Origin of the sequence: Nonomuraea sp. NPDC048826 (assembly GCF_043198225.1) — a bacterium.
Taxonomy (GTDB): Bacteria; Actinomycetota; Actinomycetes; order Streptosporangiales; family Streptosporangiaceae; genus Nonomuraea.
The window spans coordinates 255052-269088 of the sequence record NZ_JBICUQ010000008.1 but is presented as its reverse complement, the minus strand read 5'-3'; the positions used below and the strand labels follow the sequence as shown (position 1 = coordinate 269088).

Here is a 14037-nt window from a genome sequence, read left to right as displayed (position 1 = left end):
GCAGAGGTCGCGTCCGAGCCAAGCTCGGGGGCAGAGGTCGCGTCCGAGCCAAGCTCGGGGGCAGAGGTCGCGTCCGAGCCAAGCTCGGGGGCAGAGGTCGCGTCCGAGCCAAGCTCGGGGGCAGAGGTCGCGTCCGAGCCGAGCGCAGGGGCAGAGGTCGCGTCCGAGCCGAGCGCCGGGACCGCGTCCAGGGCGGGGGCGGGGGTCGCGGCCGGTTCTGGGGCGGGGGGCGGGGTTGGGGGTGGGGTGGGCATGTCAGGCCGCGTCGCGGGCGGCGGTGATGAAGGCGGTGATCAGGGCCGGGTCCTTGACGCCCGGGGAGGTCTCGACGCCGCTGGAGACGTCCACCCCCCACGGCCGGGCGGCGGCGACGGCCTCGGCGACGTTGGCCGGGGCCAGGCCGCCCGCGAGGAGCCACCGCCCGGTGGGACGGCCGCGGACGGCCGACCAGTCCCATGGCTCGCCGGAGCCCGCCCGGGGCGCGTCGACGATGAGCAGGCTCTCGTCGTGGGCACCGCACCGCAGGTCGGCCTGGGCGTCGACGGCCCTGATCAGGGTGAGGTCGAGGTCCTTGAGCGCGGTGAAGTCGCCGTGCGGGTGGCGGCCGTGCAGCTGGATGGCGCGCACGCCGGCCGTGAGCGCCGCGGCCCGGACCGTCGCCGGGTCCTCGCCGCGGAAGACGCCCACGGTCAGCACCTCCGGCGGCACCCCGGCGGCCAGCTCGGCGGCCCGCTCGGGGGTGATCCGGCGTGAGCTGCTGGTGAGCACGAAGCCGATGGCGTCGGCGCCGGCCTCGACGGCGGCGGCCACGTGGCCGGGGTCGGTCAGGCCGCAGATCTTCACGTACACACGAACGAGATTAGCGGCGGCGGGACGCCCCCGGCGACCACGACCAGATGACCAGCGCGGTGGTGAGCCCGAACATGAGGATCCCGTTCGGCAGGTGGGCGCCGAGCATCATCCAGGTGAAGTGCTGGCCCATCCCGGCGAGGAACAGCACGAGGCTGGCCAGGGCGGGCCAGCCGGCGCCGCGGCCGGGCCGCCAGACGAGCACGGCGATGATGATCTGCACCAGCCCGACGAGGTGGACGAGGAGCCCGGCCATCACGTGGGACTCGGCCATCGCCCCGTCGGTGGCGACCGACTGGCCGGCGAGCGAGCCGGCCACGACGAGCCCGGCCGCGTGGGCGATGATCGACACGCGCAGCGCGTACAGCAGGCCGCTGCTGACCGGCTTGGCGGGGGTCTCGGCGGGCGGGCGCCGGAAGAGGTCGGTGTCACTCATAATCAGGTCCTTTCGATCGAGGACCAAGAATGCGCGCCGGGCCCGCCCGGGGTCGTCAGCCTGCCGGGTTACCCGGTGCTCCGCCGCGCGGCGGACGCACGGGGCGGAAGGACGCGTCGACGAGGCCGCTGCGGTGCGCGACCACGGCCGCCTGGATCCGGTTGCGCAGGCCGAGCTTCTCCATCGCGGCGGCGATGTGGGTCTTGACGGTGGTGACGCCGACGTGCAGCTCCTCGGCGATCTCGGCGTTGGACAGGCCGGTGCCGACCAGGGCGAGGACCTCGATCTCGCGCTCGGTGAGCCCGCGCGGGGCGCCGCCGATCTGTTCCTCGGCGTCGAGGAAGCGTTCGACGACGCGGCGCAGCACGGACGGCGCGAGGAGTTGCTCCCCGGCGTGGGCGCGGCGGATGGCGTCGACCATGCGTTCCGGTTCGTCGTCCTTGACCAGGAAGCCGACGGCCCCGGCGCGGAGTGCGGCGTAGACGTTGGAGTCCTCGGCGAAGGTGGTGAGCACCACGATGCGGGTGGACGGGCGGACGGCGAGCACCCGTTTGATCGCCTCCAGCCCGTCGACCCTGGGCATGCGCAGGTCCATGAGGATGACGTCGGGCAGGTGGCGCTCGGCCAGCCGGACGGCCTCGGCGCCGTCGTCGGCCTCGCCGACCACCTCCATGTCGCTGTTGGCCTGCAGCAGCATCCGCACGCCCGCGCGGACGAGGACCTGGTCGTCGGCGATGAGGACGCGGATCACGAGACGCCCCTGGCCGCCGGCAGGTTGGCGGCGAGCAGCCAGCCGCCTTCCTCGTCCGGCCCGGCGTGGAGCGCCCCGCCGAGGGCCCGGACCCGTTCCCGCATGCCGGCGAGCCCGCGCCCGGACGATGGCAGGCGCTCGATCGTGGTGGGCGGGCGGCCGTTGTGGATCTCGACGTCGACCCCGTCGCGGTCGGCGCTGACCCGGACGCGGACCTTGGTGCCGGGTCCTGCGTGTTTGAGCACGTTCGTGAGGCCTTCCTGGACGATGCGCGCCGCGGAGGTGCGGGCCACGAGCGGGGCGTGGTCGGTGTCCGGGTCGAGTTCGAGGTCCACCACGAGGCCGGCGGCCGTCATCCGCTCGGCGGACTCGCGGATGACGTCGTTGGGGTCGGCGAGCAGGTTGGACTGCCGGTCGGGGTCGCGCAGCAGGTCGATCAGGCCCCGCAGGTCCTCCAGCACCTGATGGCCGGTCTCGCGGATGTCGGTGAGCGCGTCGGCGACCGGGCCGTCGGGCGCGGTGTAGCGGGCGGCGCTGGCCCGCAGCACCATGGCGCCGACGTGGTGGGCGACGATGTCGTGCACGTCGCGGGCGATGCGCTCGCGCTCGGCGAGCTGGTCGGCGCGCATCTGGGCGACGGTGAGCCGGGTGGACTCGCGCACGCGCAGCCGCTCGGCCGCGGCGGCGGCCTGCCTGACCCCGAGGTAGCGGCCGATCGCCACCGGGGTGACGACGAGGGCGCAGACGATGGCGGCCCGGAAGACGGTGGTCTCGGTGCCGGGGCCGACGACGGCGACCGCGGCCAGCAGGCAGGTGGCCAGGTAGGCGAGGGCGGTCCACAGCCAGGAGGCGACCCGCATGGCGAACACGGCCAGCGCGATCAGGACCAGCACCAGGCTGGCGTTGACCACGTCGGGCAGGTAGGTGTCGGCGGCGACGAGCAGCATGCCCTGGAACAGGAAGACCAGGCCGGGCAGGCGTCTGGCCACGCCGAGCGACAGCCCGGCGGCGACCGCGAACACCCCGGTCACCCAGGCGGGCTGGGGTCCGGCGTGCCAGCTCGTCCAGGTGCTCAGCATGGTGTGGGCCAGGCCGCCCGCGGCGAGCAGCACGTCGGGCGTGATGTCACGGTGTTCCAGCTCGCCCACCGAACCCCGCAGGTAGCCGCCGACCACGACCGGGAAGACGGCGATGCCCGCGCAATAGAGGCCGATCCTGAACGACAGGGTCATGCCGGGGTCGACCAGGTTGACCGCGGTGGCGATCACGGTGGCGGCCATGACCATCCCGACGGCGCGCGGCCGTTCCCGGTAGGCGGTGACCGCGACCGCGACCAGCAGCAGCATCTGGGCGGTGTTGGAGCTGTAGGCGCTGATCTGGTCGGTGACGACCAGGGCGGCCGCGAGCCACAGCGCGACCGCGAGCGGCCACCGCCGCACGAATCCCAGGGGCGCGCCGACCAGCAACGCCAGCGGGACGACCGTGGAGGACGGCGGAAGCTCCCCCTGCAGCGCCTGGCCGAACATCAGCAGGTCCAGGCTGACGCCCGCGGCGGCGAGGAGCAGGTCGAACGGCACACCGCGCCAACGCCAACTCATGCCACCCAAGGTATCCAGCCGCGCCTCGTGGACAGTCCTCCCGGCGGAGGATGGTATCTCCTCCATCTGGCCGGATCTCCGTCCCCTTGAGGGAGACGCGGACGCGATCTTCACGTCTACGGTCTAGCCATGTCGAACGACACCGCACTGTTCCTGGCGCAGTTCCTGCGTTCACCGGGCACCATAGGAGCGCTCGCGCCGAGCTCGCAACGGCTCGCCGCCGCGGTCTGCGCGCCGGTGCCCGAGCGCGGCGAGCCGACCGTGGTCGAGCTGGGGCCGGGGACGGGCCCGTTCACTGTGGAGATCCAGCGCAGGCTGGCCGGTCGCGGCCATCACCTGGCCGTGGAGCTCAACGAGGCGATGTCGGCGCTGCTGGCGGAGCGCTTCCCCGCGGTGGACGTGGTGAACGGCGACGCGGCCAAGCTGCCCGAGCTGCTGGCCGAGCGCAACCTGGGACAGGCGGACGTGGTGGTGAGCGGCCTGCCGTGGGCGGCTTTCCCGCAGGCGCTGCAGCTGGCGCTGATGGGCTCGGTGACGTCGGTGATGAGCCACGCGGGCGCGTTCACGACCTTCTCGTACGTGCACGCGATCCCGCTCAGCCGGGCGCGGCGCTTCCGGGCGCTGCTGACCGAGCGGTTCGAGGAGGTGGTGGCCGGGCGGACGGTGTGGCGTAACGCTCCCCCGGCGTTCGTCTTCCATGCGCGCAGGCCTCGCCCGCGAACAGAGCTTTCTTCTACCATGGCTTGATGGATTTCACTCTCCCGGAGAGCGCGCTCGCGGTGCAGCGGGGCATCGCCGACATCTGCTCCCGTTACGACTTGGACTACTGGCAGCGCTGTGAGGCCGAGAAGCGCTGGCCCGAAGAGGTGTGGCAGGAGCTGGGCAAGGGCGGGTGGCTGGGTCTGGCGGTGCCGGAGCGGTTCGGCGGCGGCGGGCAGGGGCTGCTGGAGCTCGCGGTGGCGACCGAGACGATCTCGGCGTCGGGTGCGGCGGGCGGATCGGCTTTCACGTACGTGCTCACGCCCGGGTTCGGCGCCATGACCCTGACCCGGCACGGCCAGGGGTGGCAGCAGGAGGAGCTGCTGCCGAGGCTGGCCACCGGCGAGCTGGAGACGTGCTTCGCGCTGACCGAGCCGGACGCGGGCTCCAACGCGCTGGCGATCACCACATCGGCCCGCCGCGACGGCGACGAGTTCGTGCTCAACGGGCAGAAGATCTGGATCACCGGTGTGCAGCGGGCGACCTGGATGCTCCTGGTCACCCGGACGGTCCCGGCGTCGGAGGCCAGGCCGCGCAGCCACGGGCTGACGGTGTTCCTGGTGAACGTGCCGGAGGCGGTCGCCGCCGGGCGGCTGTCGTACCAGCCGATCCCGAAGATGGGCGCCAACACGACGCCGTCCAACATGGTGTTCATCGACGACCTGCGGGTGCCTGCCGCGAACGTGGTCGGCGAGGTCGACCAGGGCGCGGCCGTGCTGTGGGACATCCTCAACCCCGAGCGCATCCTGCTGGCGGCCTCCGCGCTGGGCGGCGCCGAGGTGGCCCTGCGGGTGGCCGTGCAGTACGCCAAGGAGCGCGAGGTGTTCGGCCGGCCGATCGGCGCCAACCAGGCGGTGGCCTTCCCGCTCGCCCAGGTCAAGGCGAAGATCGAGCTGGCCAGGCTGATGCTCTACAAGGCGGCCTGGTCGTTCGACCGGCAGCTGCCGTGCGGCACCGAGGCCAACATCGCCAAGCTGACCGCCTCCCAGGCCGCCTGGGAGGCCGCCGACGCCGCCTTCCAGACGCACGGCGGCATGGCGTACTCCCTGGAGTATCCGGTGGCCCGCCTGCTCGCCGACGCCCGGATCGGGAAGGTGGCACCCGTGACTGAGGAGCTTCTGCTCAACTACCTCGCGACCCAGGTGCTCGGCCTCCCTCGCGGCTTCTGACCGCCCCCCGGCCGTGACCTCGCGGCGGGCCGCTGCTTCGTCCCCCGAGGCGGCGTTCTCGGCCCCGGCCGACAGGCCCGCCGTGTGGTCCGGCCTTGCGTTCCATGCCTGTGCGCCTACCCGCGGCACGGGACCGAAACCACTTCTCAGGCGAAGCGGGGCGGGCGCTTCTCGCGCAGCGCCCGCACGCCCTCGGCGACGTCGGGGCCGGTGAAGCCGAGGAACTCCATGGCCAGCGAGGCGTCGAACGCGGGCCCGGCCAGGCGCAGCCAGTTGTTGAGCGCGTACTTGGTGAGCCGGATGGCCTCCTGCGAGCCGGCGGCGAGCTTGACCGCGATGTCCATGGCGGTCTCGTGCACCGCGTCGTCGTCGACGCACAGGCTGACCAGGCCCATCCGCTCGGCCTGCTCGCCGGTGACGGGCTCGCAGAGCAGCAGGTGGTACTTCGCCTTGGCCATGCCGCACAGCAGCGGCCAGATGATGGCGGCGTGGTCGCCGGCGGCGACGCCCAGCCGGGTGTGGCCGTCGATGATCCGGGCGGTGCGGCCGGCCACGGAGATGTCGGCGAGCAGGGCCACGGCCAGCCCGGCGCCCACGGCAGGGCCCTGGATGGCCGAGACGACCGGCTTGGCGCAGTTGAGCACGTTGTAGACGATGTCGCGGGCCTCGGCGAAGACGCGCAGCCGGGTGTCGTGGTCGCGCGTCATCTCCTCGATCATGGACAGGTCGCCGCCGGCGGAGAACGCCTCGCCCTCGCCCCTGATGACCACGGCCCTGACCGCGTCGTCGCGGTCGACGTCGCGCCAGATCTCGGCCAGCTCGCGGTGGCCGGCGCGGTCGACGGCGTTGAGCCTGCGCGGCTCGCTGATGGTGATCCGCAGCACGCCTTCGGCGGGGGTGTCGGTCTTAAGCCGCTCGTAGGTCACAGCGCCTCCTTCAGCCGGGCGGCGATGTGGTCACGGGCCTCGGTCGCCTGGTCGAACAGGCGCGGCAGGCCGAAGAAGCTGTGCACGGCCCCGTCGAAGCGGCGCAGGTCGACCGGCACCCCGGCCTCGGCGAGCCGGGCGGCGTAGCGTTCGCCCTCGTCGCGCAGCACGTCGCAGCCGGCGGTCAGCACGGTGGCGGGCGGCAGCCCGGCGAGCGACTCCAGCCGCAGCGGCGACAGGCGCGGGTCGTCGGGGTCGGCCCCGCCGGCGTACTGGCGCAGGAACCAGGCCATCTCCGCGGCGTCCAGGCCGTGGCCGCGGGCGAACTCGCGGTAGCTCGGGGTGTCCATCCGGGCGTCGAGCACCGGGTAGACCAGCACCTGGTGGGCCAGGCTCAGCCCGGCGTCGCGGGCCTGCCAGGCGGCCACCGCGGCGAGGTTGCCCCCGGCGCTGTCGCCGATCACCGCGACCTTGCCGTCGCACTGGTAGAAGGCGGGCCGGGCGAACACGTCGCGCACGACGGTCCAGGCGTCGTCGGCGGCGGCCGGGAACGGGTGCTCGGGGGCGAGCCGGTAGTCGACCGAGACGACCACGGCGCCGGTGCGGATGGCCAGGTCGCGGCCGAGCGCGTCGTTGCGCTTGACGCTGCCGAAGACGAACCCGCCGCCGTGGAAGTAGACCAGGACGGGCAGCGGGGCGTCGCCCCGGTCGGCCCGGTAGATCCGGATGGGCACGCCCTCGGCCGTCTCGTCGCGGACCGAGGGCAGCTGCGTGAGAGGCCCGCGCTGGGCGGCCAGGCCGTCGACGGCGCGCATCTCGCGGATCCGCTCCAGGTCGAGCGTCTCCGGGTCGACGCCCAGGTCCGACGGGTAGGCGGCGACGTACGCGCGTGCCTGGGGATGCAGCGACATGATCGAAGCCTAGCGGGCCGCCTCCACGAGCGCATCGAACAAGCCGTGGCCCGTCACGCCGTCTCCGGTCTCCCGCTCCGGGTGCCACTGCACGCCCACGCCGAACCGGTGGCCCTGCAGCTCGATGCCCTCCACGATCTGGTCGTCGGCCCAGGCCACGGCCAGCAGCCCGGTGCCGAGCCGGCGCACCGACTGGGTGTGCGGGGCGACGGCCTCCACGTGGTCGCCGACGGCCTTGCCGAGCTTGCTGGACACGCTCACCTGGATGCGGTGCGGGGCGCCCGGCTCGTTGTGCCGCTCGCTCTCCAGCATCTCGGGCAGCCACGGGATCAGGCTGCCGCCCTGGGCCACGTTGAGCACGTGCATGCCGCGGGCGATGCCCAGGATGGGCAGGTCGGCCTGCACGGCGGCCCGGGCCAGCGCCAGCTCGAACCGGTCGCGGTGCGGCTGCGGCTCGCCCGCGCGCGGGTCCTGCTCGTCGCCGTAGGCCGCCGCGCCCACCCCGGTGCCGCCGGTCAGCACGATGCCGCTCAGCCCGCGCACGTAGTCGGCGATGGCGTGGCCGTTGATCGGCGGCAGCACGACCGGGGCGCCGCCCGCCCGGTCGATCGCTCTGGCGTAGGCGGGTGGGGAGAGCACGGCCTCCCGCACGTAGTCATCCCATCGGGCGGCTTCGAAGTAGGCGGTGACGCCTATCAACGGTCGGGACATGGCGATCTCCAGGGGAGCGTTGTGCGGGGCGGCCTGGGGCGCAGGCACATGCCCATCATGGCGCACACCATTTCGGTTATGTCGCTTGTCCCACAAGTCTCCTGGCGGCTGCCCGTCTGGAGCCCGCCGTCCGGGTCCGGGGCGGGGGCCGAGGGGGCGGCGGCGGGGGTACGGACCGCCCGGCTCCCGAAATTTCACCACAAAAGACGAATGAGATTCCTTCTCACATTCACCGCTCAATGCCATTCCGGATAGGTGCGGAAAATAACATGACCGTTACTGATAGTTCAGATCTGCACCTCATCGGGCGAATCGGTTGTGAGGCCACGGAGGCGATGTAACACTGATTTCGAGCGCTCGGACGTGCCGGGGCAGGCCGGACGCTCGTCACCCGGAGCCGTCAGGGAGGTGGGACGACACGACCGGAATTGTTTTCCGGTCAATAGGACGGGTTGGGTATATGACATTGAATCCGCGCCTGGTCAAGGAGAGTTTCTCCATCATCGAGCCGGTGGCCGACAAGGCGGCCGCCTACTTCTACGGCAGGCTGTTCGCGGAGAACCCGCACCTTCGCGGGATGTTCCCGCCGGCCATGGACGCGCAGCGCGACCGGCTCTTCAGCGCGCTGACCCGCATCGCGTGGAGCGTCGACAGCCCGGAGAGCATGCGCTCGTTCCTGAGCCAGCTGGGGAGGGACCATCGCAAGTACGGAGTGGTCGCCGAGCACTACACGGCCATCGGCAGCGCCCTGCTCGCCACCGTCAGGCGCTTCGCCGCCGACATCTGGAACGCCGAGATCGAGGCCGCGTGGGTGTCGGCCTACACGGCCGCCGCCAACCTGATGATCGAGTCGGCCGAGGCCGACGCCGGCGTCTCCCCCGCCTGGTGGCTGGCGGAGGTCACCGACCACGAGCGCCGTCACGACGACATCGCGGTCCTCACCCTGCGCCCCACGCAGCGGCTGCCGTACACGCCCGGCCAGTACGTCAACGTGCAGACCGCGCGCTGGCCGAGGGTGTGGCGGACGTACTCGATCGCGAACGCGCCGCGGCCGGACAACACGATCCGGCTGCACGTGCGGTCGGTGCCCGGCGGCTGGGTGTCCACCACGCTCATCCGCGACACCCGCATCGGCGACACCCTCATGCTGGGGCCGCCGATGGGCACCATGGCCGCGCCCGCGCGCAGCGTCAGGGACATGCTGTTCGTGGCCGGCGGCACCGGGCTCGCGCCGCTCAAGGCGATCATCGAGCAGGTGATCGACTCCGGCCGCCGGCCCACCATGCACCTGCTGTACGGGGCGCGCACCTCGGCCGAGCTGTACGACCTGCCGGACCTGATCCGGATGGAGTCGGCGTTCCCGTGGCTGCGGGTGCTGCCCGTGGTGTCGGACGAGCCCGGCTACGAGGGGATGCGCGGCCGCCTGCCGGACGTGACCCGCCGTTTCCACTCCTGGACCGAGCACGAGGTGTACGTGTGCGGCCCGCCCTCGATGGTCACCGAGACCGTACGCAACCTGCAGGCCGACGGGGTGCCGCCGGCGCGCATCCACCGGGACGTGCTGCACGGCGAGCCCTGATCAGCGGAACGCCGCGGCGGTCTCCTCGTCGGCGGGCCAGAACGTCTCGATGGCCAGCTCCGAGGCCGTCACCTCGACGGGGGTGCCGAAGGTGGCGATCGTGGTGAACATGGACAGCACGCGGTCGCCGTGCCTGATCCGCAGCGGCAGCAGGATGTCGCCGGGGCCGGGCACGTGCGCCACGTTCAGGTCCACGCCCGGATACCGGTAGCCGGCCAGCTCGTCGTGCAGCTCGGTCAGCCGCCCGTTCCCGGACATCTCGGCCTGCCTGCGCAGCCGGTGCAGCAGGTGGGCCCGGACCTCGGCCAGGTTCAGCAGCCGCCCGCCCATCGCCTCCGGGTGCAGCGACAGCCGCATCACGTTGACCGGCTCGCGCAGCAGCTCCTCCGGCACCCCCGCCATGAACATCCCGGCCGCCGGGTTGGCCGCCACCAGGTTCCAGGAGGCGTCCACCACCAGCGCCGGGTACGGCTCGTGCCCGGCCAGGATTGTGTCGAGCGCCTGGCGCACCACGCCCATCTCCGGGGCGCGCACCTCCCGCTCGGCGAACACCGGCGCGAACCCGGCCGCGACCAGCAGCCGGTTGCGGTGCCGCAGCGGCACCTCCAGCTCCTCGGCCAGCTTCATCACCATCTCCCGGCTGGGCCGGGCGCGCCCGGTCTCCAGGAAGCTGATGTGCCGGGCGGAGACGTCCGCCTCGATCGCCAGGTCGAGCTGACTGATCCGGCGTCGTTGCCGCCACCCTCGCAGCAAATCACCGAAATTCTCTTCTTGTACGGCCACAGCTCCCATATCCCGAAGATTAGTGACATTCAGGGAAGGGACACGATTACCCATGAGGTAATCGCGCGGCAAATCGCCCAGTACTCGGCGGGCCGCCCATGCGCGTGGCACGATGGCCGCAAGCGACGATGGGAGCGATGCCATGACAGACGCGATGCTCGCGATCGGCACCCGCAAGGGCCTGTTCCTCGCCCGTTCCTCCGGCGGAGGGGCGTTCCACGTCGAGCCGATCCAGTTCTCCACCGTCGGGGTCCACTCCGTGGCGATCGACACCCGCGGCCCGTCCCCCCGCCTGCTGGCCGGGATCGAGTACGGCCACTTCGGCCCCTCGGTCATGTACTCCGACGACCTCGGCGCGACCTGGCAGGAGGCCGACCGGGCGCCGATCGCCTTCCCCGAGAAGACGGAGGCCACGCTCACCCGCGTGTGGCAGCTCGTGCCGTCGCCGTCGGAGCCCGGCGTGGTGTGGGCCGGCACCGAGCCGGGGGCCCTGTTCAGGTCAGAAGACGGCGGCGTCACCTACACCCTGGTCGAAGGGCTGTGGGAGCACCCGCACCGGCCGCAGTGGCAGCCGGGCGGCGGCGGGCTGTGCCTGCACACGATCATCCCGCACCCGGCCGACCCGCGCGTGATGGGGGTGGCGATCTCCACCGGCGGCTTCTACCGCACCTCGGACGGCGGCCTGTCGTGGGAGGCGGCCAACCAGGGCATCCGGGCCCCGTTCCTGCCGGAGGGGCAGCAGTATCCGGAGTTCGGCCAGTGCGTGCACAAGGTCGCGATGGACCCCGGCCGGCCCGACCGGCTGTTCCTGCAGCACCACTTCGGCGTCTACCGCAGCGACGACTTCGGCGGCTCCTGGCACGACATCGGATCGGAGCTCCCCTCCGACTTCGGCTTCCCCGTCGTCACCCACCCGTCGCGGCCGGACACGCTGTACGTGCTGCCGCTTCACGCCGACATGGACCGCACCCCGGTCGGCCACCGCTACCGCGTCTACCGCAGCGCCGACGCGGGCGCGTCGTGGACGCCGCTGGGGAGCGGGCTGCCGGAGGGGCCGGTGTACGCGAGCGTGCTGCGCGACGCGATGACGGCCTCGGAGGCGGGCCTGTTCTTCGGCACCCGCGACGGCGAGGTCCACTGGTCGGCCGACGAGGGCGAGACGTGGTCGACGGTGGCCGCCCACCTGCCCGACGTGCTGACGGTGCGGGCGGCGGTGCTCTGAGCCATGGCCCGTCCGGTGATGCTGGTCGTGTTCGTGCTCCCCGCCGCCCTGCGCAGGTGGGTGAGCGGCCGTACGGAAGTGAAGGTGTTCGCGGTCGGGACCGACCGCGACTCGCCGCCCACCCTGGGCGCGGCGCTCGACGTGCTGCGCCGCACCCACCCGCTGCTGGAGGAACGGATCAGGGACGAGTACGGCCGGATCCGGCGCCACATCAACATGATCGTGTGCGGCGAGAACGCCCGGGGCCTCGCCAGTCTCGACTGCGCGCTCCCCCCGGGCGCCGAGGTGTACGTCATGCCCGCCCTGGCCTGACGCGCGACCTCAGGGGCAGACGCGGCCGTTGGCCTCGAAGGCCGCGTGGGTGAGCGGCATGAGGCCGGCCCAGAGCGCCTCCATCTTCTCGGCCACCATCTCGATCTCGCGCTGCGGGAAGGACGGGAAGGTGGAGTCGTCGCGCTTGACCCGGAGGGAGAGGAAGTTCATCAGGGCGCGGGCGTTGCAGGTGGCGTACATCGAGGAGTAGAGCCCGACGGGCAGGACCGTCCGGGCGACCTCCCTCGCGACTCCGGCCTCCAGCATCTCCAGGTAGGCGCGGTAGGCCTGCCGGTAGCTCTCCGTCGTCGCCTCGGTCACCAGGTCGTGCTGCTCGGGGGTGCCGGGCTTGAAGACGTACTTGCCCGGCTTGCCTTCCTGCACCAGGTCACGGTCGGGGCCGGGCACGTAGAAGACCGGCACGAGCTGGCGGTATCGGCCCGACTCCTCGTTGTAGGAGAAGGTGCGGTGGCGCATGAACTCGCGGAAGACGAAGATCGGCGCGCTCACGTAGAAGGTCATGGACGAGTGCTCGAACGGGGTGCCGTGCCGGTCGCGCATCAGGTAGTTGATGAGGCCCTTGGAGCGCTCGGGGTCGGCTTCGAGCTCGGCCAGGGAGCTCTCGCCCTTGGTGGAGACCCGGGCCGCCCAGAGCACGTCGGCGTCGGAGGCGGCGGACTTGACGAGCTCCACGTCCATGTCGCTGCGGAACTTGATCTCGGCTTCGACTCTGCCCATGGTTCCCCCGGTCGCATCAGTGGAGTGGTGACGGCACCCAAGCAAATCACAGGTACGGGCCGGTCCGGACCCCTGCATGTGGCCCTGCGCCGGCTCACAGCCGGTACACGCGGCGGGCGTTGCCCGCGCCGATCATGTGGGCGATCCTGGCCGCGTCTGCGGCGCTCCACTCCCCCGCGTCCAGCCGCTCCTTGATCGCCGAGCCGAGCGCGCGCCGGAAGTAGACCGCCCCGAGATGACACGTCTCGGCCAGCTCGCGGCAGCCGGAGCCGTACAGCTGCTTGTGGAACGGCGCCAGCTCCAGCAGCTCGGCCAGCACCCGGGACGCGCCCGCGGCGGTGTGGGCCAGGGCGAGCCCGACGTCCGCGTACACGTGCGGGAAGGCGTGCGCCAGATAGGCGGCCTGGCGCTGGTGGGGGTAGCAAGTGAGCAGGACCACCGGCACCCCGGCCGGCTGCAGCGCCCGGACGAAGCCGGTGAGCAGGGACGGGTCGGCGAGGTGCAGCCCGGCGTGGCATCCCCCCATCCCGGTCTGCGCCTGCAGGGGCAGACCGCGTTCCCTGGCCACGTCGGCGGCGGCCCAGAGCAGGTGCAGGGCCAGCACCGGCTCGGTGAGCGGCTGCTTGGGGTCGGCGAGCCGGCGGTTGGCGGCGGCGAGCACGGCGCCCCGGCTCGGCCTGGCGGCGTCGACGTCGAGCCCGACGAGCCCGGACACCACCGTCTTCAGCGCGACCGCGCGGGCGGCGCGGGCGGCCAGCTCGTCGCCGAGGGCGGCGAGGTAGTCGAAGGCGGTGCCGCCGGACGCCAGCTCGGCCACGTCCTGCTCGATCTGCTCGATCCTGACGACCTCGTCGGCGGCGGCCCCGCCGTCGCGGCCCATCTCGGCCGCCGTGAGCAGCTCCGCGCCCTCGGGGCCGGTGTCGACGAGGAGCGCCGACACGCCCGCGGCCCGCAGCAGGAGCCGGTTGGCCTCGGCGGCGCCCAGCTCGGCCCGGCGCGACAGGTAGACCGACGGGGGCACGTGCGGGTCCAGGCCCAGGACGGGCGCGCACCAGCGCCGCACGGCCGCGCCGAGCGGGGTGTCGAAGTGGGTGGTGCCGGGCGGGGCCGGGCTGCCGCCCTCGCTGATCAGCAGCTCGAAGCGCCCGCGGGTCAGGTCGTCGCGGCGCACCCCGTGACAGGCGTGGTCGACCAGCGGGGCCAGCAGGGCGTCACGCACCGTGTCGGGCAGGTCTACGGGGAGCATGCGGGAGACTCTAGGCGGTCCCCGCACGCCCCCGTGGACGTTTTACC

At 72.7% G+C, this 14037-nt stretch carries 15 protein-coding genes; 5 read left to right on the top strand and 10 right to left on the bottom strand.

Features of this window, described 5'->3' with window-relative positions; all coding sequences use genetic code 11:
* Positions 1-255 precede the first annotated feature (255 nt).
* The 4 genes from ACGFI7_RS28900 to ACGFI7_RS28885 are packed head-to-tail and all read right to left on the bottom strand — an operon-like array spanning position 256 to position 3634.
* Complete coding sequence (locus ACGFI7_RS28900) at positions 256-849, bottom strand: phosphoribosylanthranilate isomerase (RefSeq protein WP_393409930.1); 594 nt, start codon at positions 847-849, stop codon at positions 256-258.
* Between the two features lie 10 nt (positions 850-859).
* Positions 860-1285 (bottom strand): hypothetical protein, encoded by a 426-nt coding sequence (locus tag ACGFI7_RS28895; RefSeq protein ID WP_393409929.1) that lies wholly within the window; start codon positions 1283-1285, stop codon positions 860-862.
* Between the two features lie 55 nt (positions 1286-1340).
* Entirely contained in the window at positions 1341-2036 is a 696-nt protein-coding gene (locus ACGFI7_RS28890) for a response regulator (protein WP_393409928.1), read from the bottom strand.
* Positions 2033-3634, bottom strand: coding sequence for a sensor histidine kinase (locus tag ACGFI7_RS28885; RefSeq protein ID WP_393409926.1), 1602 nt, complete (start codon positions 3632-3634; stop codon positions 2033-2035). The genes ACGFI7_RS28890 and ACGFI7_RS28885 overlap by 4 nt, the downstream gene beginning before the upstream one ends.
* A 129-nt stretch (positions 3635-3763) precedes the next feature.
* On the opposite strand from ACGFI7_RS28885, the gene ACGFI7_RS28880 reads away from it, so the two are divergent.
* Together ACGFI7_RS28880 and ACGFI7_RS28875 are read left to right on the top strand one after the other, a co-directional pair.
* Entirely contained in the window at positions 3764-4381 is a 618-nt protein-coding gene (locus tag ACGFI7_RS28880) for a class I SAM-dependent methyltransferase (RefSeq protein ID WP_393409924.1), read from the top strand.
* Positions 4381-5562 carry an acyl-CoA dehydrogenase family protein gene (locus tag ACGFI7_RS28875; RefSeq protein WP_393409923.1) on the top strand — a complete coding sequence of 394 codons (1182 nt, stop codon included), beginning with the start codon at positions 4381-4383 and terminating at the stop codon, positions 5560-5562. Before ACGFI7_RS28880 ends, ACGFI7_RS28875 begins: the two co-directional genes overlap by 1 nt.
* 146 nt (positions 5563-5708) lie before the next feature.
* Here ACGFI7_RS28875 and ACGFI7_RS28870 read toward each other — a convergent pair whose 3' ends face one another.
* The 3 genes from ACGFI7_RS28870 to ACGFI7_RS28860 are packed head-to-tail and all read right to left on the bottom strand — an operon-like array spanning position 5709 to position 8158.
* Positions 5709-6488 carry an enoyl-CoA hydratase/isomerase family protein gene (locus ACGFI7_RS28870; RefSeq protein WP_393409921.1) on the bottom strand — a complete coding sequence of 260 codons (780 nt, stop codon included), beginning with the start codon at positions 6486-6488 and terminating at the stop codon, positions 5709-5711.
* A complete protein-coding gene (locus ACGFI7_RS28865) occupies positions 6485-7399 on the bottom strand; it encodes an alpha/beta hydrolase (protein ID WP_393409920.1) in 915 nt (304 codons plus the stop codon). Before ACGFI7_RS28865 ends, ACGFI7_RS28870 begins: the two co-directional genes overlap by 4 nt.
* A gap of 9 nt (positions 7400-7408) precedes the next feature.
* Positions 7409-8158 (bottom strand): gamma-glutamyl-gamma-aminobutyrate hydrolase family protein, encoded by a 750-nt coding sequence (locus tag ACGFI7_RS28860; RefSeq protein WP_393409918.1) that lies wholly within the window; start codon positions 8156-8158, stop codon positions 7409-7411.
* A 412-nt stretch (positions 8159-8570) separates the two neighbouring features.
* On the opposite strand from ACGFI7_RS28860, the gene ACGFI7_RS28855 reads away from it, so the two are divergent.
* Positions 8571-9689 carry a globin domain-containing protein gene (locus ACGFI7_RS28855; RefSeq protein ID WP_393409917.1) on the top strand — a complete coding sequence of 373 codons (1119 nt, stop codon included), beginning with the start codon at positions 8571-8573 and terminating at the stop codon, positions 9687-9689.
* Here ACGFI7_RS28855 and ACGFI7_RS28850 read toward each other — a convergent pair whose 3' ends face one another.
* Positions 9690-10442: a helix-turn-helix domain-containing protein gene (locus ACGFI7_RS28850; RefSeq protein ID WP_393409916.1), complete on the bottom strand. Its 753-nt coding sequence runs from the start codon at positions 10440-10442 to the stop codon at positions 9690-9692.
* Positions 10443-10614: 172 nt separating this feature from the next.
* Between ACGFI7_RS28850 and ACGFI7_RS28845 the strand changes: the two genes are divergently transcribed.
* Both ACGFI7_RS28845 and ACGFI7_RS28840 read left to right on the top strand, forming a co-directional pair.
* On the top strand, positions 10615-11694 hold the full coding sequence (locus tag ACGFI7_RS28845) for a WD40/YVTN/BNR-like repeat-containing protein (protein ID WP_393409914.1): 1080 nt from the start codon (positions 10615-10617) through the stop codon (positions 11692-11694).
* Positions 11695-11697: 3 nt separating this feature from the next.
* Positions 11698-12006 carry a molybdopterin synthase sulfur carrier subunit gene (locus ACGFI7_RS28840; protein WP_393409913.1) on the top strand — a complete coding sequence of 103 codons (309 nt, stop codon included), beginning with the start codon at positions 11698-11700 and terminating at the stop codon, positions 12004-12006.
* Between the two features lie 9 nt (positions 12007-12015).
* On the opposite strand, the gene thyX is transcribed toward ACGFI7_RS28840, so the two are convergent.
* Both thyX and ACGFI7_RS28830 read right to left on the bottom strand, forming a co-directional pair.
* Positions 12016-12744, bottom strand: coding sequence for an FAD-dependent thymidylate synthase (thyX, locus tag ACGFI7_RS28835; protein ID WP_393409912.1), 729 nt, complete (start codon positions 12742-12744; stop codon positions 12016-12018).
* A 94-nt stretch (positions 12745-12838) separates the two neighbouring features.
* Positions 12839-13990, bottom strand: a complete 1152-nt coding sequence (locus tag ACGFI7_RS28830; RefSeq protein WP_393409910.1) for an amidohydrolase family protein — start codon at positions 13988-13990, stop codon at positions 12839-12841.
* Positions 13991-14037: the final 47 nt, after the last annotated feature.